This is a genomic window from Microbacterium sp. (assembly GCF_044508325.1).
In the GTDB taxonomy this organism is placed as follows: Bacteria; Actinomycetota; Actinomycetes; order Actinomycetales; family Microbacteriaceae; genus Microbacterium.
The window spans coordinates 1-18,894 of the sequence record NZ_JBIQHX010000034.1 but is presented as its reverse complement, the minus strand read 5'-3'; the positions used below and the strand labels follow the sequence as shown (position 1 = coordinate 18,894).

Genomic DNA, 18,894 nt, shown 5'->3' with positions numbered 1-18,894 from the left:
TCGGCACGATCCTGGGCGCGGTCAACTTCATCACGACGATCATCACCATGCGCGCTCCGGGCATGACGATGTGGCGGATGTCGATCTTCTCGTGGAACACCTTGATCACCAGCATCCTCGTGATCATGGTGTTCCCGGTGCTCGCCGCCGCGATCCTGGCGGCCGCCTCGGACCGCGTGCTGGGGGCGCACATCTACGATCCCGCCAACGGCGGTGTGCTGCTGTGGCAGCACCTGTTCTGGTTCTTCGGGCATCCGGAGGTGTACATCATCGCGCTGCCGTTCTTCGGCATCGTGTCCGAGGTGTTCCCGGTGTTCAGTCGCAAGCCGATCTTCGGGTACAAGACGCTCGTGTACGCGACGATCGCGATCGCGGCGCTGTCGGTGTCGGTGTGGGCGCACCACATGTACGCGACCGGGGCGGTGCTGCTGCCGTTCTTCGCGCTGATGACGATGCTCATCGCGGTTCCGACGGGGGTGAAGATCTTCAACTGGATCGGCACCATGTGGCGAGGGTCGGTCACCTTCGAAACACCCATGGTCTTCGCGATCGGCTTCCTCACGTCCTTCGTGTTCGGGGGGCTGACCGGCGTGATCCTGGCGTCGCCGCCGCTGGACTTCCACGTCACCGATTCGTATTTCGTGGTCGCGCACTTCCACTATGTGGTGTTCGGCACGGTGGTGTTCGCGATGTTCTCGGGGTTCTACTTCTGGTGGCCGAAGTGGACGGGCAAGATGCTCAACGAGCGGCTCGGGTACGTGCACTTCTGGATGCTGTTCATCGGGTTCCACATGACGTTCCTGATCCAGCACTGGCTGGGTGTGGACGGCATGGTGCGTCGTTACGCGGACTATGCGGAGTCCGACGGATGGACGTGGGAGAACCAGGTCTCCACGGTGGGTGCGATGCTGCTGGGCGCGTCGATGATCCCGTTCCTGTTCAACGTGTGGATCACCGCGCGGAAGGCGCCGAAGGTGACGGTGAACGACCCGTGGGGGTACGGGGCGTCGCTGGAGTGGGCGACCAGCTGCCCGCCGCCGCGGCACAACTTCGTGTCGATCCCGCGGATCCGCAGCGAGCGGCCCGCGTTCGACCTCAACCACCCCGAAGCGGGCGTGCCGGTGGGCGTCGGCCCGGCCAAGGATGCACCGGACACCCCGGTGGAAGACGCCGCGGATGGAAAGGTGAAGTAACGTGCGCTCCAACGTCACCCTGTGGTGGGTGCTCTTCGCCTTCTTCTTCCTCGTCGGCGTGGTCTACACCTGGTGGAACATCATCGCCCACACCGGCGACATCGTGCAGCGGATCGAGTGGGTCGGCACGGTGGCCCTGTTCTTCACCTCGTTCATGGGCATCCTCATCGCGTTCTACCTGCATCGTGTGCACAAGGCGCAGCGGGGCGAACTCCCCGAGGACATCCTCACCGCGGTGGTCGACGACGGCGAGCCGGAGCAGGGTCACTTCAGCCCCTGGTCGTGGTGGCCGATCGTCCTCGCCGGCGCGGCGGGCATCGCGATCCTCGGTCTCGCCATCGGCACCTGGCTGATGCCCATCGGCTTCGCGATCGTGGCCGTCGCCCTCGTGGGCTGGGTCTACGAGTACTACCGCGGGTACTTCGCCCGCTAGGAGTCCGCGCTGCGACTGATCGCCGCCGCGTCGAGCCGGCTGGGCCCGCGACCGACGAATCAGGATGCCGCGTGCGCGGCATCCTGGACGGCGATCGTCGCCGACGGGGTCGGCGGAGGACCTGGGGGAGACCTCGCCTCGGCTGCCATCGTCCACCGCATCGCCGCGGGCCGTCTGCGGGTGCACGATGACATCGACCTCCTCGGCGTGCTGCGCGTGGCGAACTGGGAGCTGCGGGCGCACGCCCGCCGCGATCCCGCACTGTCCGGCATGGCGACCACGCTCACGGGCCTCGTCGTCGCCTCCGACGGGCGGATTCTGCTCGCCCACAGCGGCGACTCCCGGGCGTATCGGCTGCGCGGCGGCGAGCTGACCAGGCAGACGCGGGACGATTCCTTCGTGCAGGCGCTGGTGGACAGCGGCGCCATCGCGGAGCAGGATGCACCGACCCATCCCCGCAGGAACATCGTGACCGCGTCCCTGAGCGGTCAGGCCGACGACGCGATCACCGTCTGCCCGGCTGATGCCCGCAGCGGCGACCGCTGGCTGCTGTGCAGCGACGGCGTCACCGACTATCTGCCTGAGCCGGCGCTCCTCCCGGCGCTGACCCCGGGCACGCCGGCAGAAGCTGCCGACGCGGTCGCCGAGCTCGCTCTGGCGGGAGGTTCGCGTGACAACGTGACCGCGGTCGTCTGCGACGTGTCGCCCGGTGAAGTCGGGGTGCGCGAGGAGCCGGTCTTCCACGGGTCGGCTGCCGAGCGGTTCGCGGAGCCCCTCGACGACGTGCTCTGATCGGTCCGAGGCCAGAGCAGGCCGGTGCTCCGGTCAGCGCCGGGCTACCTGGATGCAGCCGATCGAGTCGCCGCCCTCGTTCGTGAACCAGAGCCGGCCGTCGTCCGGGTCGGCGCCCGGCTTGATGTCGAAGGGACCCTCGACCTCGGGTGGCTCCCCGAAGAAGCTCCACGCCTGCGAACCGGTCGCCGAGGGTGCGAAGCGGCCGATCGCATCGGCCGCGGTGTCGACGAACCACACGGCTCCGTCGATGCCGAACCAGACCCCGTCCGGTGTGCGCAGCCGGGAGCCGGTGAACCAGTCCACCGTCGCGGCGGCGTCCGGCGCTGCCGGATCGAAGGTCATCAGGCCCGGGCGCTCCTGGGTCGTGACCCAGAGGCGCCCGTCGGCGCCCATCGCCCACGCCCGCGGCGCACCGAACTCCGGCCACGGACCCATGGCGACGAGCGGGCCGGGATCTGCCGGGTCGAGACCGCCGATCGTCGAGGTGCCGGCGTTGACCCACCACACGCGCTGCCCGCTGTCGATGAACAGGGCCGAGAGTGCCGCGATCGTGTCGGACCGATGGATGCGGAGGGTGCGCATGGGCTCCGCGTCCCGGGGGTCGATGCTGCCGATCGCACCGCTGCCGCGCAGACTGAACCACAGGCGCCCGTCGGCAGCCGACTCCATCGCGACGGGGCCGCGAGGTCAGGGTGCGCGTAGGTCGTGATGGTGGCAGCCGGATCGGCGGCCATAGGATCGATCGCGCCGAGCCTGTCCGACCCGAGACTCGTGAACCAGACCCGCTCGTCCGCACCGGGGAAGATGTTGGCGGGCAGATCCACGGTGTGCGCAGGGTCGGCGAAGGTCTCGAGAGCTCCGGTCGTCGCGCGCAGCCGGCCGATCCGCGAGCTGCCGATGCTCGTGAACCAGATGTCGTCCCCGACGCCGATGATGCCGGTGGGGGATGCGACCAGCCCCGTCGGGTCGCGGAACACGCTGATCGCACCGACTGCGGGCTCGCTCATGCCCTCTCCTTCTGGCGTCGTCAGGAAGGCAGAATGCCCCGTCCGGCGTGAGCCGGGCGAGGCATTCTGTCAAAGGGCGGCGCTACTGGCCGCGTTCCTTCTCGCGGTTGCGCGGCGGCTTGGTGCCCGGTTCGGGCTCGGCCGTGAGCAGGTGCGAGGGCTTGACCGCCGTCTCGGAGCGCGACCCGGTGTCGACCGGCTCGATCGGGGCGTCCGGGAAGCCCGCGCGGGCGTGCGCCGCCGCGATCTCGGCCTCCTCCTCGTGGTGGATGTGCTCGAGCGTGTGGTGCTGGTGCGCGAGGGCTTCGTCGATCTCCGCCTGCGTGACGGGCACGAGACGGTCCTCGAAGAACCAGCGCGACAGCGCCGCACGCGTGTTCTGCCAGAAGCCGATGCGGCCCTTTTCGTTCGGGCGCACGATCAGCGGCTCGTACGTCTCGTACCCGACCAGCTTCCAGCGCTCGTACTCGTCCACGGGCTGGTGCACCTCGATGTACTCGCCGCCGGGAAGGCGGACGATGCGACCCGACTCGTAGCCGTGCAGGGCGATCTCGCGATCCTTCCGCTGCAGGGCGATGCAGATGCGCTTGGTGACGAAGTACGCCACGATCGGGCCGAGGATCAGCAAGGCCTGGAGGGTGTGGATGACTCCCTCCATCGTGAGCCAGAAGTGCGTCGCCATGAGGTCGGACGACGCCGCCGCCCACAGCACCGCGTAGAACACGACACCCGCCGCGCCGATGGCCGTGCGCGTGGCCGCGTTGCGGGGGCGCTGCGCGATGTGGTGCTCGCGCTTGTCACCGGTGATCCACGCCTCGATGAAGGGGTAGATGAGCACGAGGACGATGAACAGGCCCAGCACGAGCACGGGGACGATGATGTTGAACGACCACGTGCGGTCGAGGAAGACGAACTCCCAGTGCGGCGGCACCAGACGCAGGGCGCCGTCGGCGAAGCCGATGTACCAGTCCGGCTGCGTGCCCGCGGACACGGGGGAGGGGTCGTATGGCCCGTAGTTCCACACCGCGTTGATCGAGAACAGCGAGGCGATCAGGACGATCACGCCGAACACGATGAAGAAGAAGCCGCCCATCTTCGACATGTAGACCGGCATCATCGGGTAGCCCACGACGTTCTCGTCGGTCCGGGCGGGACCGGCGAACTGCGTGTGCTTGTTGATGACCATCAGCATCAGGTGCAGCAGCAGCAGCGCGACGAGGATCGCCGGCAGCAGCAGGATGTGCAGCGTGTACAGCCGGCCGACGATCTGGTCGCCGGGGAACTCGCCGCCGAACATGAGGAACGAGGTCCACGTGCCGATCACGGGGAGACCCTTGATCATGCCGTCGATGATGCGCAGGCCGTTGCCCGAGAGCAGATCGTCGGGGAGGGAGTAGCCGGTGAAGCCCTCGGCCATCGCGAGGATGAACAGGATGAAGCCGATCACCCAGTTGAGCTCGCGCGGCTTGCGGAAGGCGCCGGTGAAGAAGATGCGCAGCATGTGCACGCCGATGCCGGCGACGAACACCAGCGCGGCCCAGTGGTGGATCTGCCGCACGAGCAGACCGCCACGGATGTCGAACGACAGGCGCAGCGTCGACTCCAGGGCCGCCGACATCGCGACGCCCTTCATGGGTGCGAAGCTGCCCGTGTAGTGGGTCTCGACCATCGACGCCTGGAAGAAGAACGTGAGGAACGTGCCGGACAGAAGCACGACCACGAAGCTCCACAGCGCGATCTCGCCGAGCATGAACGACCAGTGATCGGGGAAGATCTTGCGGCCGAGCTCCTTGACGAAGCCGGACAGGCTGGTGCGCTCATCGATGTAGTTCGATGCCCAGCCGACGAACCGGCCGCCCAGCGGCTTCTCGCGCTCGTCCGTCGTGGACGCGCGCTCTTCGGTGACCGTTGCGGTGCTCAATGACGCTCCCAGAAGCTCGGGCCGACGGGTTCTTGGAAGTCACTCTGGGCGATCAGATAGCCCTCGTCGTCGACGGTGATCGGAAGTTGCGGCAGGGGACGGGCGGCCGGGCCGAAGATGACCGCGGCGCCGTTGGCCACGTCGAACTGCGACTGGTGGCACGGACACAGCAGGTGGTGCGTCTGCTGCTCGTAGAGGGCCACCGGGCAGCCGACGTGCGTGCAGACCTTCGAGTACGCGACGATCCCGTCGTAGGACCAATCCAGCCGGTTGGTGTCGGGGCTGAGCTGCTCGGGACGCATCCGGACGAGCAGCACGATCGCCTTCGCCTTCTGCTCGAGGTACCCGTCGTGGTGGGTGATGTCCGCGAGAGGCTCGGGGATCACCTGGAAGGCGGAGCCGAGCGTGACGTCCGAGGCCTTGATCGGGCGGCCGGTCGGGTCGTGCGCCAGCCGCATCCCCTTCTCCCACATGGTGTGGCTGAGGAGGGCCACGGGGTCGCCTGCCTCGGGGTCGGCCGGCGTGCTGTGCGGTGCGAGTCCACGGAACAGCACGATGCCGGGAAGGATCGAGGCGATCAGCGCGGCGAACAGCGAGCCGGTGATCATGGGCCGGCGGCCGAAGCCGGACTCCTCGTTGGCATCCGCGAAGGCCTTCACCGCGGCGGCACGGGTCGAATCGCGACCGCGCGTGGGGTGCCGGTATTCGATGAACTCCTTGTCGCTCATGATGGCCTTGGACCAGTGGATGGCCCCGATGCCGAGCGCGAGCAGGGCGAGCGCGATGCCCAGCCCGATGAACATGTTGTTGTCGTGGATGCTCGAGAGCTGGCCGTCCTCGAGCGGGAACAGCAGATAGGCGGCGATCGCCCAGATGCTTCCCGCCAGGGAGATGTAGAACAGCGTGTAGACGGTGCGGACCGCGCTGCGCATCTTGGCGGGGTCCTTGTCGGTCACCCGCTCGCGGTGCGGCGGCAGGTCGGGCACCTTCACCGGGTCGTGAACGGCGACGGCGAGTCCCGGCGACGGTACATAAGACCGGTCGTCGCCGTGCGCCTCTACCTCGTGTGCCATTGTGCTCCTCGTGCGTTCAGTTCTCGGGGACCCATGTCGTCGGTGCGGTGCATCAGTTCGACTTGGCGGTGATCCAGACGGTGACGCCGATCAGCCCGCCGATGCCGAAGATCCAGATGAACAGACCTTCGGAGACCGGCCCCAGGCCGCCGAGGTCGAAGCCACCGGGGGAGGGGTTGTTCTGCAGCCACAGCAGCGAGGAGATGATGTCGCGCTTGTCCTCGGTGGTGAGGTTCAGATCGCTGAACACCGGCATGTTCTGCGGACCGGTGACCATGGCCGCGTACATGTTCAGTGCGCTCGTGGTGTGCAGCGCCGGGGCGTACTTGCCCTCGGTGAGGGCGCCGCCCGCCGCAGCCACGTTGTGGCACATCGCGCAGTTGATGCGGAACAGCTCCGCGCCGTGCGCGACGTCGCCGCCGCCGTCGAGGACCTCCGGGTCCGGATAGCTCGGGCCGGGGGCGACCGACTGCACGTAGGCGCCGAGCGCCTCGGTCTGCTCCTCGGTGAACTGCGGCGGCTTCTGCGCCGCCTGCGGCCCCTGCATCTGCAGCGGCATGCGGCCCGTCGACACCTGGAAGTGCACCGAGAGCTCGCCCACCCCGTACAGCGACGGACCGTTCTGGGTCCCCTGCAGGTCGAGGCCGTGGCAGGTGGCGCAGTTGGCCTGGAAGAGCTTCTTGCCGTCCTCGACCGTCAGCGCGGTGCTGACGGCGGCGGTGTCGGCACTCGACGCCATCGCGGCCGAGGCGCCCGCGTAGGCGCCGCCGGTGATCATCAGTCCGACGCCGATGAGCGCCGCCGCCGCCCAGGGGCTGCGACGTCCGGTGGAGCGCTGCTTTTTCTCACGTGCCATGTCGGGATTCCGCTCCGCTCTCACTTCAGGAAGTAGATGACCGCGAACAGCGCGATCCAGACGACGTCGACGAAGTGCCAGTAGTAGGACACGACGATCGCCGTCGTCTCCTCCTTGGCGCCGAAGTTGCGCACCGCGTACGCGCGGCCGATGACGAACAGGAAGGCGATGAGCCCGCCGGTGACGTGCAGCGCGTGGAAGCCCGTCGTGAGGTAGAACGCGGAGGCGTACGCGTCCGCCGACATCGGCATGCCCTCGACGACCAGCTGTGCGTACTCCCAGACCTGGCCGGCGACGAAGATCGCGCCAAGCGCGAAGGTGAGGAAGAACCACTCGACCATGCCCCACCGGTACTTGGGGGTGCGCGTCGTGAACGGCTGCAGGCGCTCGGCGGCGAAGACGCCCGCCTGACACGTGAACGACGACGCGATCAGGATGAGCGTGTTCACCAGCGCGTACGGCACGTTCAGGTGCTCGGTGCGGTACGCCCACAGCTCGGGCGAGGTGGCACGCAGTGTGAAGTAGATCGCGAACAGCCCGGCGAAGAACATGACTTCGCTGCCGAGCCACACGATCGTCCCGACCGCTACGGGATCGGGACGTTTGATGCCTCTCGGCACGGGGGCATAGGTCGCTGGGGATGTCACGCTCCCCATTATGGCCGATATCGGGCGGCGATTTTCGCATCCGCGCCCACTGATTCGACCGAGTTCGAACTTAGGGCGGCCTAAGAGTCCGCCGAGAAGATGCCGTGAGCGCCGATAGGATCGACGGCATGGCTGAGCGCATCTCCTGGGCCGATCTCATCTCCACTCTGCTGGCGGGCGGCGACCTCAGCGTGTGGGAGTCGACATGGGCCATGCGACAGGTCATGCGCGGTGAGGCGACGCCGTCTCAGCTGGCCGGATTCCTGGTCGCTCTGCGCGCCAAAGGCGAGACCGTGGACGAGATCGTCGGCTTCCGCGACGCGATCCTCGAGGCCGCGCTGCCCCTGCCCGTCGACCCGAATGTGCTCGACATCGTCGGCACCGGCGGCGATCGGTACGGCACGGTCAACATCTCGACGATGGCCGCCGTCGTCGCCGCCGCCTCGGGCATCCCCGTCGTCAAGCACGGCAACAGGGCGGCGAGCTCGGCATCCGGATCCTCCGACGTGCTCGCCGCGCTCGGGGTCGATCTGACCCTCGCCCCCGACCAGGTCGCCGAGGTGCTCGAGCGCACCGGCCTGACCTTCGCCTTCGCGTCCGCGTTCCACCCGGGGTTCCGGCACGCGGGCGCCACCCGGGCCGAGCTCGGCGTGCCGACCGTCTTCAACTTCCTCGGCCCGCTGTGCAACCCGGCACGGGCCGAGGCGAACGCGGTCGGGGTGGCGCAGCTGGACCGGGTGCCCCTGATCACCGGCGTGTTCCGCACCCGCGGCGCCACCGCCCTGGTGTTCCGCGGTGACGACGGGCTCGACGAGCTGACCACCACCGGCCACAGCCGGGTGTGGGAGGTGAGCCTCGGAGACATCCACGAGCACGATCTCGACCCGCGCGACCTCGACATCCCGCTCGCCGACATCGACGACCTGCTGGGCGGCGAGCCGGCCCACAACGCCGCGGTCGTGCGGCGGGTCCTCTCCGGCGAGGAGGGACCGGTGCGCGACATCGTGCTGCTGAACACCGCCGCCGGCATCGTCGCCTTCCGGCTGTCGCAGGATCCGACGCAGTCGGGACGCCCGATCCTGGAGCGGCTCGCCGAGGCGAAGGACGCCGCCGCGGCGGCGATCGACGACGGATCGGCGCTGCGCAAGCTCGACGACTGGGTCGCCGTCACGCAGGAGCTCGGCTCCGCGGCCTGAGCTCAGCGCGCCGCGCCGTCGAGTGCGGCCACGACCCGGGTCATGGATGCGCCCAGTCCCCACCGCTCGGCCAGCGCCGACACCTTCTCGCGCGCGGTCTCGTCGAGCACCGGCAGCCGGGTCTGCATCGGCGCCAGCTCGAGATCGCGCACCACCCGCACGACCGCCGGGGCGACTTCGAGGTAGGGCAGCGCGGCCAGGACGCTCGCGCGCACCCGGGGCGTCATGCCCTCGCCGGCCTCGGCCGCGGCCACGATGCCGGCGAGGTCGCCGTGCGCGACCAGCAGCGCCGCAGCGGTCTTCTCGCCCACGCCGGCGACGCCGGGAAGCCCGTCCGAGGGGTCGCCCCGCAGCGTCGCGAAATCGGCGTACTGCGACGGCAGCACGCCGTACCTGGCGCGCACGGCGTCGTCGGTGACGATCTCGAGATTGGACATCCCCCGCGCCGTGTAGATCACGCGCACGTCCCGCGCGTCGTCGACGAGCTGGAACAGGTCGCGGTCGCCGGTGACGACGTCCACCGGCATCCGCGCGGTCGTCGCGAGCGTGCCGATCACATCGTCCGCCTCGTGCTCGGCCGCGCCGGCGATCGCGATGCCCAGAGCAGTGAGCGTCTCGCGGATCACGGGCACCTGCGCCTCGAGGGGGTCGGGCACGACCTCGACGTCCGGTCCGGCCGCGACCTCCTCGGCGACGCGGTGCGCCTTGTAGCTGGGAATGAGGTCGACGCGCCACTGCGGGCGCCAGTCGTCGTCCCAGCAGGCCACGAGGTCGGTCGGCTCGTACTCGGCGACCAGCCGCGCGATGATGTCGAGGAGGCCCCGCACCGCGTTGACCGGCTGCCCGTCCGGCGCGCGCACGGTGTCCGGCACGCCGTAGAACGCACGGAAGTAGAGCGCGGCGGTGTCCAGCAGCATGAGTCGGCTCACGCCCGTCATCCTCGCACGGCAGACTGACAGGATGGATCCGCTCGATGCCCTGACCGAGATCGCGACGCTGCTCGAGCGCGAGCGGTCGTCGCGGTACAAGTCGAAGGCGTTCCGCACGGCCGCGGACATCGTGGCGACGCTGAGCGCGGACGAGCTGGCCGACACCGCGCGGCTGCGCCGGCGCCCCGGCATCGGCGACACGACCTTCCGCGTGATCCAGGAGGCTCTCGCCGGCGAGGTCCCCGGATACCTCGCCGAGCTGCGCGCGGCGGCGGGCGCCCTGCGCGAGAGCGCCCTGCGCCCGCTGCTGCGCGGCGACCTGCACTGCCACTCGGACTGGTCGGACGGGCTCACCTCGATCGAGCTCATGGTGGATGCCGCGCGGCGGCTGGGTCACGAGTACCTCGCCCTCACCGACCACTCACCGCGGCTGACGGTGGCCAACGGGCTGTCCGCCGAGCGGCTCGAGCGGCAGCTCGCCGTGGTGGCGGGGATGTCGGGCGGCGGCTTCACGCTCCTGGGCGGCATCGAGGTCGACATCCTCGACGACGGCGCGCTCGACCAGGAGGACCGCCTGCTCGCGGCCGTGGACGTCGTGGTGGCGAGCGTGCATTCGAAGCTGCGGATGGACGCCCGCGACATGACCGCGCGGATGGTCGCCGCCGTCCGCCACCCGCACACCGACGTCCTCGGACACTGCACCGGCAGGCTCGTGGAGGGCTCGCGCGGCACCCGGCCGCCGTCGCAGTTCGATGCGGACGCCGTGTTCGAAGCGTGCGCGCAGCGCGGCGTCGCCGTCGAGATCAACTCCCGGCCCGAGCGGCAGGATCCGCCGGACGAGCTGATCGCCCGGGCGCTGGATGCGGGATGCCTCTTCTCGATCGACAGCGACGCGCACGCCCCTGGTCAGCTCTCGCTGATCGATCACGGCGCAGAGCGCGCCGAGCGCTGCGGGGTGCCGGCCGAGCGCATCGTGACGACGTGGCCGCTGCCTCGGCTCCGGGACTGGCTCGACCGCGAGCGCTGATTCACGCCGCGTCGGCGAGCGCGTCGTGGATGCGGCGCAGATCCTCCAGCAGCGAGCCGACCAGCACCCAGTGCTGCGGGGGCGCCGCCACCACCAGCTGCGAGGTCAGCGCGGCGTCGACGGAATCGGCGTGCTCCCGGCGGGCGAGGCGGATGTCGTGGGCGGCGCGGCGCAGCTGCTCCGCGATCGCCCGCACCGCCGGATCGTCGGGCACGGTGCTCTCATAGTGGTCGGTGTACGCCCGCGTCATCCCGATGACCTGGGTGACGATCGGGCCCAGGCGCTCCAGCTCGACGCGCACGACGTCGAGGTCGCTGCGGTGCCGCGATCCACGGGGGTTCAGCGTGAGCGACTCGGCGGCGGCGTCGATGGCCGCATCCGCGGCGTCCCGCATCGGCCGCATCAGGCGCACCGTCAGGATGAGCTCCTGCAGGGCGGCCGGGGACTGCGGTCGCTCGAGCGCGTCTGCGAGACGGTCGAGGGATGCGGCGAGCTCGTCGGCCAGACGCTGCACCGCCTCCCGCGCCGGGGCGACGGCGACCGGGGGCACGAGAGCGACGTTGACGATGAAGCCGACCGCCGCGCCCATCAGGGTCTCCAGGATCCGGTCCACCGCGTACCCGGAGGCGGAGGTCCCCAGCGCGAGGACCAGCATGGCGCTGATCGCGACCTGATTGGCCGTGCCCGCCGTCATCCGCAGCAGCCAGGCCAGCAGCAGCGCGGCCACGATCGCGGCCATGATCACCCAGGTGCCCTCGCCCAGCAGCAGGCCGAGCAGGGCCGCCACGACGACACCCACGATGACGCCGACGCTGCGCTCGATGGCTTTCGCGAACGACTGGTTGAGGCTGGGCTGGACGACCAGCAGCGCCGCGATGGCGGCGAACACCGGGGGCGGACCCTGGAGCACCAGTTCGGCCAGCAGCCAGGATCCGAGGGTCGCCACGCCCGACTTGACGACCTGCAGCAGGGGCGCGCGGTGCGGTGCGCGCAGGATCGAGGACATGCGCATGAGTCGAGCGTAGGAGGGATGCCGCGCCCAGCGCGGGCGACGAGCCTGCGGCGCTCAGCGCGGGCGACGCGCCTGCAGCGCCGCCGCGGCCTCGGCGGGGGAGCGGTCGAGGGCCGTCGCCGGCCAGGTCAGATCCCACCCCGTGCGCGACCGGGTCGCCCGCAGCGACTCGGCGGTGTGCTCGTCGGGCGCGCCCTCCAGCAGCGCGGCCGTGCGGCGCAGCCGCAGTCCGAGATGGGTGGAGTCCGACCCGAAGCGATCCACGTCCTGCCACGGTGCGGTGCCCACGCCGGCGAGGTGGACGCCGTCGTCGTCGGCGACGATGATGCGGCTGCGCCGCCACTGGGTGACGATGGAGATCCCTCCGCCGATGCCGAAGAACGCGGCCGCGGCGACGCCCACGATGAGGTTGAGCGTCTCGGTCGGGGCCAGCAGCAGGATGACGACGCCCATGGCGGCGAACAGGGCGCAGACGACGGCCAGTGCGATCAGCCGTCCGCGCGGCGAGACGATGGCGACCGGGGGAGTGCTCACCGCTCCAGCGTAGACGCGGTTCTGATACCCTGGAGTGTCATTCGTGTGACCGGAACGGCCGCGCGATCACGACATCTGCAACATATCCACCTCGCATGCGCTGCTTCGGCGTGCGCATGCCCGACATCCCCATCCAAGGACAACCCACTACATGACTACCGCAACGACCGCCCCGGCCACCAAGCAGGTCGCCATCAACGACATCGGATCTGCTGAGGACTTCATGGCCGCGGTCGAGAAGACTCTGAAGTTCTTCAACGACGGCGACATCATCGAGGGCACGATCGTCAAGATCGACCGCGACGAGGTGCTGCTCGACGTCGGCTACAAGACCGAGGGAGTCATCCCCTCGCGCGAACTCTCCATCAAGCACGACGTCGACCCCAACGAGGTCGTCGAGGTCGGCGACCACGTCGAGGCGCTGGTGCTCCAGAAGGAGGACAAGGAAGGCCGCCTCATCCTGTCGAAGAAGCGCGCGCAGTACGAGCGCGCGTGGGGCGACGTGGAGAAGATCAAGGAGGAGGACGGCGTCGTCACCGGCCAGGTCATCGAGGTCGTCAAGGGCGGCCTCATCGTCGACATCGGCCTGCGCGGCTTCCTGCCGGCCTCGCTCATCGAGCTGCGCCGGGTCCGCGACCTCACGCCCTACCTCGGTCAGGAGCTCGAGGCGAAGATCCTCGAGCTCGACAAGAACCGCAACAACGTCGTGCTCTCGCGGCGCGCCCTGCTCGAGCAGACCCAGTCCGAGTCGCGCACCACGTTCCTCAACAACCTGCACAAGGGGCAGGTCCGCAAGGGCGTCGTCTCGTCGATCGTCAACTTCGGCGCGTTCGTCGATCTGGGCGGCGTGGACGGCCTCGTGCACGTGTCCGAGCTGTCCTGGAAGCACATCGAGCACGCGTCCGAGGTCGTCGAGGTGGGCCAGGAGGTCACCGTCGAGATCCTCGAGGTCGACCTCGACCGCGAGCGGGTCTCGCTGTCGCTGAAGGCGACGCAGGAGGACCCGTGGCAGGTCTTCGCCCGCACCCACGCCATCGGCCAGCTCACCCCGGGCAAGGTCACCAAGCTCGTCCCGTTCGGCGCCTTCGTGCGTGTGGCCGACGGCATCGAGGGGCTCGTGCACATCTCCGAGCTCTCCGGCAAGCACGTCGAGCTGGCCGAGCAGGTCGTCTCGGTGGGCGAGGAGGTCTTCGTCAAGGTCATCGACATCGACCTCGAGCGTCGCCGCATCTCGCTGTCGCTGAAGCAGGCCAACGAGTCGGTCGACCCGTACGGCACCGAGTTCGACCCGGCTCTGTACGGCATGACCACGGAGTACGACGAGAACGGCGAGTACAAGTACCCCGAGGGCTTCGACCCGGAGACCAACCAGTGGAAGGAAGGCTTCGAGGAGCAGCGCGAGAAGTGGGAGCAGGAGTACGCCGCAGCCCAGGCGCGCTGGGAGGCGCACAAGGCGCAGGTCGCCAAGGCCATCGAGGCCGAGGCGAACGACACCGGCGCCGCCGGCGGCCCGTCGTCCTTCGCGAGCGAGTCCGGCCCTGCCGGGACGCTTGCCGATGACGAGGCGCTCGCTGCACTGCGCGAGAAGCTCTCCGGTCGCTGAGCCGGGATCATTCCGCCACAGGGCCGGGACCTTCGGGTCCCGGCCCTTCGCCGTTCCCGCGTCCGCGGTAGCGTCGTCGCATGGATGTGACGTCGCGCCCCGTCTCGGTGCGGGCACGCGCGGCATCCGGGGTGCGCGCGGTCGCCGACCTCACCCGCGAGCGCGCCGCGGCGCTCAACCAGCTGCTGCTCGCGGCCGTCGTCCTCGTGCTGTGCGCGATGGTCGGCGCCATCGACTTCCCCGGTGACCTGGGGCTGTTCTTCGCCGGGGCGCTGCTGGTGTTCGTCGCCTCGGCCGCGGCGCTGCTGGCTCCGTGGAACAGGATGGCGCCCGGGTGGGTCGCGGTCATCCCGACGGCGGACATCCTGGCCGTCACCATGATGCAGGTCTCCAGCCCGCGCTCCGGCTTCGGGCTGCTCTGGGTGTTCCCGACCATGTGGCTGGCGGCGGCGTTCGGACTGATCGGCGTGTTCGGCGTGGTGGTGACGGTGGGCGTCCTGTTCACCGTGACCGTGCTGGTCGACACGGATCGCTCCGTCGAGTTCAGCACGTTCCTGCTTCCGCTGGTCGTGCTCGCGGTGGCGGCGACCAGTTATCTCACCGCGCGCCGCTCCGACGCGCAGCGCACCCTCCTGGCTCAGCAGGCTCAGCTGCTGCATCAGGTCCTGGAGCGGACCCGGCGGCAGGAGCAGGAGGTCACGGAGGTGCTCGACGCCGTCGACTTCGGGGTCATCCGGGTCGGGGCGGACGGCTCGATCGCCGTGGCGAACGAGGCGCACGCGCGGCTGAACCGCCACATCGCGGAGATCGGCGACGAGGCGGCCTCGGCGCCGTATCGCGACGACGGCGTCACCCCGCTCCCGCCCGACGAGCTCCCCTTCGCGCGCGTGCTGCGGGGCGAGTCCTTCGACGGGGAGGTCGTGTGGTTCGGCGTGCCCGACGGCCCGCGACGTGCCCTGATGGTGTCCGCGCGCAGGCTGCGCGACATCGCCGGCGCCGATGCGGGGGCCGTGCTGGTCTCGCGCGACGTCACCGCGGAGCTGAGTGCGACGAGGGCGCGAGACGATCTGGTGGCCTCGGTCTCCCACGAGCTGCGCACGCCGCTGACCGCCATCCTCGGATATCTCGACCTCGCGATCGACGAGCCCGGCGTGCCCGATGAGGCGCTGCGCAGCCTCGAGATCGCGGAGAGGAACGCCGAGCGCCTCCTCGCGATCACCGCCGACATCCTCGCGGCGTCCAGCTCGTCGTCCACCACGATCGCCTCGGCGATCGCGCCGGAGCGCGTCGACGCGGCCGAGCTCGTGCGCGCCGCCGCCGAGTCGCTGCAGCCGCGGGCGGCCGAACGCTCCGTGCGCTTCGACCTGGACGCCGTGGAGCCCGCGATGGTGCAGGCGGATCCGCTGCGGTTCCGCCAGGTGCTCGACAACCTGATCGCGAACGCGATCGCCTACAACCGGGAGGGCGGCAGTGTGACGCTGTCGACCCGCTCGGACGGCGACACGGTGTGGATCACGGTCAGCGACGACGGCATCGGCATCCCTGAGCCCGAGCAGGCGCGCCTGTTCCACCGCTACTATCGCGCCAAGACCGCCGGGCGCCGCGGCGTCCCGGGGACCGGGCTGGGGCTGGCCATCAGCCGCGACATCATCCGAGCGCACGGCGGTGACATCACCGTGCGCAGCGGGGTCGGCACCGGGACGACCTTCGTCGTGCATCTACCGGTCGAGGGGGGCTCGAATGCAGCTTGACGACTTCTCCGTCGCGGCGGTGACGGGCCTGGTCGTGGTCGTGTGCGGCGTGACCTTCATCGCGGAGACGCTCGTGCGCCGCGACGAGGGCGCCGGCCGGATCTGGGCGGTGGCCTTCCTCTGCGCGGTCGGGACGGCGGTCTCGTATGGCGTCTGGGTGCTCGAGCCCGCCACGTGGTGGGCGGTCGCCGCCGGGAACGGCCTGTTCGTCGCCGGAACCGGGAGCATGTGGCTGGGGTGCCGGCGGTTCAACGACCGCGGTCTCCTGTGGGCGGCGCTCCTCGTCGTCGCCGGCGTCGTCGGCGCCGTCCTCTCGGCGGCGCTTCCGGGGCCGGAGGGCGGCCCCTGGGCGGGTGCGCTGTGGATGTTCGTCGCCCTCCTGGTGTTCGCCGCCGCCGGTGCGGTCGAGGCGATGCGGCCGGAGATGGGCCGGCTGCGCACCGCGTGGGGCCTTGCCCTCGTGCTCGGGCTCCAGGCGCTGTTCTACGTCTCGCGCACCACGGCGTTCCTCGTGTCCGGTCCGGACAGCGCCCTCTTCCAGACGTGGTTCGGCACCACGACGGCGAGCCTGCTGACCGTCGTCCTCACGATCGTCGTCGCCATCGTCGCATCCGTCCTGCGGGCCGCACGGGCGCCGCTGCGCGGGTTCGAGCCGGAGTCCCGGACCACCGACGACGAGATCCTTCCGCCCGGCGAGTTCCGCGCGTCGCTGACCGGCCTGTGCGCGCGCGCCGCGTGGCGCTCGGATGTGATCGGGGTGATCGCGGTGCGCATCGACGACGTCGATCAGATCTCCACCGCGTTCGGCAGCGAGGTCGCCCGCACGGTCCACGACGCGTGGCGCACGAGCGTGCGACGTCACGCCCCCGCGGAGGCGTTCGTGGGCGAGGACGACGACATGGGGCTGCTGGTGGGGGTCCGGGTCGAATCGCCCACCGACGCGCGTCGGCAGGCGGCGCGGATCTACCGCGGGGCGTTCGAGGACCTGGGCGGAGTCACCGGCGGGGTGATCCCGATGGTCGGCGTCGGCGTGGCCCTCAGCGATGCGGTCGGGTACGGGCCCGACGAGCTCGTCGCCGTCGCCCACGAGGCCGCCCGCCGTGCCGCCACGAGTGTGGAGAGCTCGGTCGTCGTGGGCGACTCGGCGTAGCGGATCAGTCCGCGGTCATCCGGTAGCCCACGCCGCGGACCGTCTCGATCCAGCGCGGGAGCGTGGGCGTCTCCCCGAGCTTGCGGCGCAGGTTCGTCATGTGCACCTCGATCGCGCGGGCGTCGCTGTCGCTGACGTACGCCGATCCGTCCGACCTCTCGCCGCGGAGCATGAGGGCAAGCTCGACCTTGGTGCGCACGCGGCGCCCGGCGGCGAGCAGGTCGGCGAGGATGTCGAACTCGCTGCGCGTGAGCTCGAGGGGCGCACCGTCGATCTCGACGGTGCGCATCTGGCGGTGCAGCCGCAGTCCGCTGTGCTCCAGCCAGCCGTCTCCGCCCGCTCCTGCGGGCACGCCGACGTCGTCACGCGCGCGCGGCCGTCGCAGCATGGCATCGATGCGGGCGCGCAGCTCCCGCGGGCGGAAGGGCTTGGTGATGTAGTCGTCCGCGCCCGCGTCCAGGCCCTGCAGCGCGTCGATCTCCTCGGTGCGCGCCGTGACCATGACGAGGTACGTCGAGCTGACCGCCCGGATGCGCTTGGCCGTCTCGAAGCCGTCCATGCCCGGCATGTTGACGTCGAGGGTCGTCACCAGCGGGTCGTGGGCGCGGACGAGGTCGAGCCCCGAGTAGCCGTCGCCCGCGCTGTGCACGTCGAAGCCGCCCTGCTCGAGCACCGTCGACAGCAGCGATCGGATGTCGGCGTCGTCCTCGATCACCACGGCCGTGCGAACCTGATCCACCGGTCACCTCCCCAGAGGCGGACGTCGGTCATGATATCCCAGCCCCACCGACCGAACGCGGCGGCGATCGCCGTGGCATCCTCGTTCCATGCCCTTGATCGCACTCACCGGCGGGATCGCCTCGGGGAAGTCCACCATCGCGCGCCGCCTCGCCGAGCACGGGGCGACGGTGGTCGACGCCGATGCGCTGGTCCGCGAGGTGCAGCAGCCGGGATCGCCGGTCCTGGCCGAGCTGGCCGCGGAGTTCGGCGCCGACATCCTCGGGCCCGACGGCTCGCTCGACCGCGCCGCCCTCGGCACGCGGGTGTTCGGCGACGACGACCGCATCGCCCGGCTCAACGCCATCGTGCACCCCGCGGTGCGGGAGCTGTCGGTCCAGCGGTTCGCCGCCGCATTCGCCGACGACCCGCACGCCGTGGTCGTCTACGACGTGCCGCTGCTGGTGGAGGCGCGGGTCGACGACCCCTGGGCGCTCATCGTCGTGGCGCACGCGCCCGCCGAGACCCGACGGCGGCGCCTGATCGACCTGCGCGGCCTGAGCGAGGCGGACGCGGATGCGCGCATCGCCTCGCAGGTGCCGGACGAGAAGCGGCTGGCCGTCGCCGACGTCGTCATCGACACCGGCGGCTCGCTGGCCGAGACGCTGCGGCAGACGGACGAGCTGTGGGAGCGCCTCCCCGCCCTCGTGTCGGGGACCGCGCATACCCTGGAGTGATGCAGACCACGCGATCCGTGCGGCCGTTCGAGGTCGTCAGCGAGTACGCGCCCAGCGGCGACCAGCCGCAGGCGATCGCGGAGCTGGCGGCGCGCATCAACGCGGGGGAGACGGATGTCGTGCTGCTGGGCGCGACCGGCACCGGCAAGTCCGCGACGACCGCCTGGCTGATCGAGCAGGTGCAGCGACCGACGCTCGTCCTCGCGCACAACAAGACGCTCGCGGCGCAGCTGGCGAATGAGTTCCGCGACCTCATGCCGCACAACGCGGTCGAGTACTTCGTCAGCTACTACGACTACTACCAGCCCGAGGC

19 protein-coding genes are annotated in these 18,894 nt (G+C 70.3%); 10 read left to right on the top strand and 9 right to left on the bottom strand.

Annotated elements, in window-relative coordinates:
- The 3 genes from ACIWQI_RS15645 to ACIWQI_RS15635 all read left to right on the top strand — a co-directional run.
- A partial coding sequence (locus tag ACIWQI_RS15645) for a cbb3-type cytochrome c oxidase subunit I (RefSeq protein WP_396658827.1) occupies positions 1-1,193 on the top strand: 1,193 nt, incomplete at its 5' end.
- Position 1,194: 1 nt separating this feature from the next.
- Positions 1,195-1,626, top strand: a complete 432-nt coding sequence (locus ACIWQI_RS15640; protein WP_396658826.1) for a cytochrome c oxidase subunit 4 — start codon at positions 1,195-1,197, stop codon at positions 1,624-1,626.
- A 9-nt stretch (positions 1,627-1,635) separates the two neighbouring features.
- Entirely contained in the window at positions 1,636-2,418 is a 783-nt protein-coding gene (locus tag ACIWQI_RS15635) for a PP2C family protein-serine/threonine phosphatase (RefSeq protein WP_396658831.1), read from the top strand.
- A 33-nt stretch (positions 2,419-2,451) separates the two neighbouring features.
- Here ACIWQI_RS15635 and ACIWQI_RS15630 read toward each other — a convergent pair whose 3' ends face one another.
- The 5 genes from ACIWQI_RS15630 to ACIWQI_RS15610 form a co-directional block, all read right to left on the bottom strand.
- Positions 2,452-3,090: a hypothetical protein gene (locus ACIWQI_RS15630; protein WP_396658824.1), complete on the bottom strand. Its 639-nt coding sequence runs from the start codon at positions 3,088-3,090 to the stop codon at positions 2,452-2,454.
- 420 nt (positions 3,091-3,510) lie between these two features.
- Positions 3,511-5,349 (bottom strand): cytochrome bc complex cytochrome b subunit, encoded by a 1,839-nt coding sequence (locus ACIWQI_RS15625; RefSeq protein WP_396658822.1) that lies wholly within the window; start codon positions 5,347-5,349, stop codon positions 3,511-3,513.
- The gene (locus tag ACIWQI_RS15620) at positions 5,346-6,422 is read right to left on the bottom strand and encodes a ubiquinol-cytochrome c reductase iron-sulfur subunit (protein ID WP_396658820.1); all 1,077 of its coding nucleotides are present in this window, start codon (positions 6,420-6,422) and stop codon (positions 5,346-5,348) included. Before ACIWQI_RS15620 ends, ACIWQI_RS15625 begins: the two co-directional genes overlap by 4 nt.
- Positions 6,423-6,474: 52 nt before the next feature.
- A complete protein-coding gene (locus tag ACIWQI_RS15615) occupies positions 6,475-7,278 on the bottom strand; it encodes a c-type cytochrome (RefSeq protein WP_396658818.1) in 804 nt (267 codons plus the stop codon).
- Between the two features lie 20 nt (positions 7,279-7,298).
- Positions 7,299-7,934 (bottom strand): heme-copper oxidase subunit III, encoded by a 636-nt coding sequence (locus tag ACIWQI_RS15610; RefSeq protein WP_396658817.1) that lies wholly within the window; start codon positions 7,932-7,934, stop codon positions 7,299-7,301.
- Between the two features lie 119 nt (positions 7,935-8,053).
- Here ACIWQI_RS15610 and trpD point away from each other — a divergent pair, with 119 nt between their 5' ends.
- Positions 8,054-9,121 carry an anthranilate phosphoribosyltransferase gene (trpD, locus tag ACIWQI_RS15605; protein ID WP_396658816.1) on the top strand — a complete coding sequence of 356 codons (1,068 nt, stop codon included), beginning with the start codon at positions 8,054-8,056 and terminating at the stop codon, positions 9,119-9,121.
- A gap of 2 nt (positions 9,122-9,123) precedes the next feature.
- Here the strand turns inward: trpD and ACIWQI_RS15600 are convergent, their stop codons facing one another.
- Positions 9,124-10,038 carry a 5'-3' exonuclease H3TH domain-containing protein gene (locus tag ACIWQI_RS15600; protein WP_396658829.1) on the bottom strand — a complete coding sequence of 305 codons (915 nt, stop codon included), beginning with the start codon at positions 10,036-10,038 and terminating at the stop codon, positions 9,124-9,126.
- 43 nt (positions 10,039-10,081) lie between these two features.
- On the opposite strand from ACIWQI_RS15600, the gene ACIWQI_RS15595 reads away from it, so the two are divergent.
- Positions 10,082-11,077 carry a PHP domain-containing protein gene (locus tag ACIWQI_RS15595; protein WP_396658814.1) on the top strand — a complete coding sequence of 332 codons (996 nt, stop codon included), beginning with the start codon at positions 10,082-10,084 and terminating at the stop codon, positions 11,075-11,077.
- Position 11,078: 1 nt separating this feature from the next.
- On the opposite strand, the gene ACIWQI_RS15590 is transcribed toward ACIWQI_RS15595, so the two are convergent.
- Positions 11,079-12,089: an aromatic acid exporter family protein gene (locus ACIWQI_RS15590; protein ID WP_396658812.1), complete on the bottom strand. Its 1,011-nt coding sequence runs from the start codon at positions 12,087-12,089 to the stop codon at positions 11,079-11,081.
- Between the two features lie 54 nt (positions 12,090-12,143).
- A complete protein-coding gene (locus ACIWQI_RS15585; protein ID WP_396658810.1) occupies positions 12,144-12,623 on the bottom strand; it encodes a hypothetical protein in 480 nt (159 codons plus the stop codon).
- Positions 12,624-12,774: 151 nt separating this feature from the next.
- On the opposite strand from ACIWQI_RS15585, the gene rpsA reads away from it, so the two are divergent.
- The 3 genes from rpsA (at position 12,775) to ACIWQI_RS15570 (ending at position 17,127) form a co-directional block, all read left to right on the top strand.
- Positions 12,775-14,226: a 30S ribosomal protein S1 gene (gene rpsA / locus ACIWQI_RS15580; protein WP_396658808.1), complete on the top strand. Its 1,452-nt coding sequence runs from the start codon at positions 12,775-12,777 to the stop codon at positions 14,224-14,226.
- A gap of 80 nt (positions 14,227-14,306) precedes the next feature.
- Entirely contained in the window at positions 14,307-15,977 is a 1,671-nt protein-coding gene (locus ACIWQI_RS15575; protein WP_396658806.1) for a sensor histidine kinase, read from the top strand.
- Positions 15,967-17,127, top strand: coding sequence for a hypothetical protein (locus ACIWQI_RS15570; protein ID WP_396658805.1), 1,161 nt, complete (start codon positions 15,967-15,969; stop codon positions 17,125-17,127). Before ACIWQI_RS15575 ends, ACIWQI_RS15570 begins: the two co-directional genes overlap by 11 nt.
- A gap of 4 nt (positions 17,128-17,131) precedes the next feature.
- Here the strand turns inward: ACIWQI_RS15570 and ACIWQI_RS15565 are convergent, their stop codons facing one another.
- Positions 17,132-17,866 carry a response regulator transcription factor gene (locus tag ACIWQI_RS15565; protein WP_396658804.1) on the bottom strand — a complete coding sequence of 245 codons (735 nt, stop codon included), beginning with the start codon at positions 17,864-17,866 and terminating at the stop codon, positions 17,132-17,134.
- A gap of 88 nt (positions 17,867-17,954) precedes the next feature.
- Between ACIWQI_RS15565 and coaE the strand changes: the two genes are divergently transcribed.
- Together coaE and ACIWQI_RS15555 are read left to right on the top strand one after the other, a co-directional pair.
- Entirely contained in the window at positions 17,955-18,581 is a 627-nt protein-coding gene (gene coaE / locus ACIWQI_RS15560) for a dephospho-CoA kinase (protein ID WP_396658803.1), read from the top strand.
- Positions 18,581-18,894: DEAD/DEAH box helicase family protein (locus ACIWQI_RS15555; protein ID WP_396658801.1), on the top strand; the 314-nt coding region annotated here is incomplete at its 3' end. The genes coaE and ACIWQI_RS15555, both read left to right, overlap by 1 nt.

Bases quoted from the DNA above. Each gene is read 5' to 3' on its own strand.
- ACIWQI_RS15600 (WP_396658829.1), bottom strand. From the start codon at position 10,038: ATGCTGCTGGACACCGCCGCGCTCTACTTCCGTGCGTTCTACGGCGTG.
- ACIWQI_RS15610 (WP_396658817.1), bottom strand. From the start codon at position 7,934: ATGGGGAGCGTGACATCCCCAGCGACCTATGCCCCCGTGCCGAGAGGC.
- ACIWQI_RS15570 (WP_396658805.1), top strand. From the start codon at position 15,967: ATGCAGCTTGACGACTTCTCCGTCGCGGCGGTGACGGGCCTGGTCGTG.
- coaE (WP_396658803.1), top strand. From the start codon at position 17,955: ATGCCCTTGATCGCACTCACCGGCGGGATCGCCTCGGGGAAGTCCACC.
- ACIWQI_RS15590 (WP_396658812.1), bottom strand. From the start codon at position 12,089: ATGCGCATGTCCTCGATCCTGCGCGCACCGCACCGCGCGCCCCTGCTG.
- rpsA (WP_396658808.1), top strand. From the start codon at position 12,775: ATGACTACCGCAACGACCGCCCCGGCCACCAAGCAGGTCGCCATCAAC.
- ACIWQI_RS15575 (WP_396658806.1), top strand. From the start codon at position 14,307: ATGGATGTGACGTCGCGCCCCGTCTCGGTGCGGGCACGCGCGGCATCC.
- ACIWQI_RS15595 (WP_396658814.1), top strand. From the start codon at position 10,082: ATGGATCCGCTCGATGCCCTGACCGAGATCGCGACGCTGCTCGAGCGC.
- trpD (WP_396658816.1), top strand. From the start codon at position 8,054: ATGGCTGAGCGCATCTCCTGGGCCGATCTCATCTCCACTCTGCTGGCG.
- ACIWQI_RS15630 (WP_396658824.1), bottom strand. From the start codon at position 3,090: ATGGAGTCGGCTGCCGACGGGCGCCTGTGGTTCAGTCTGCGCGGCAGC.
- ACIWQI_RS15620 (WP_396658820.1), bottom strand. From the start codon at position 6,422: ATGGCACACGAGGTAGAGGCGCACGGCGACGACCGGTCTTATGTACCG.
- ACIWQI_RS15615 (WP_396658818.1), bottom strand. From the start codon at position 7,278: ATGGCACGTGAGAAAAAGCAGCGCTCCACCGGACGTCGCAGCCCCTGG.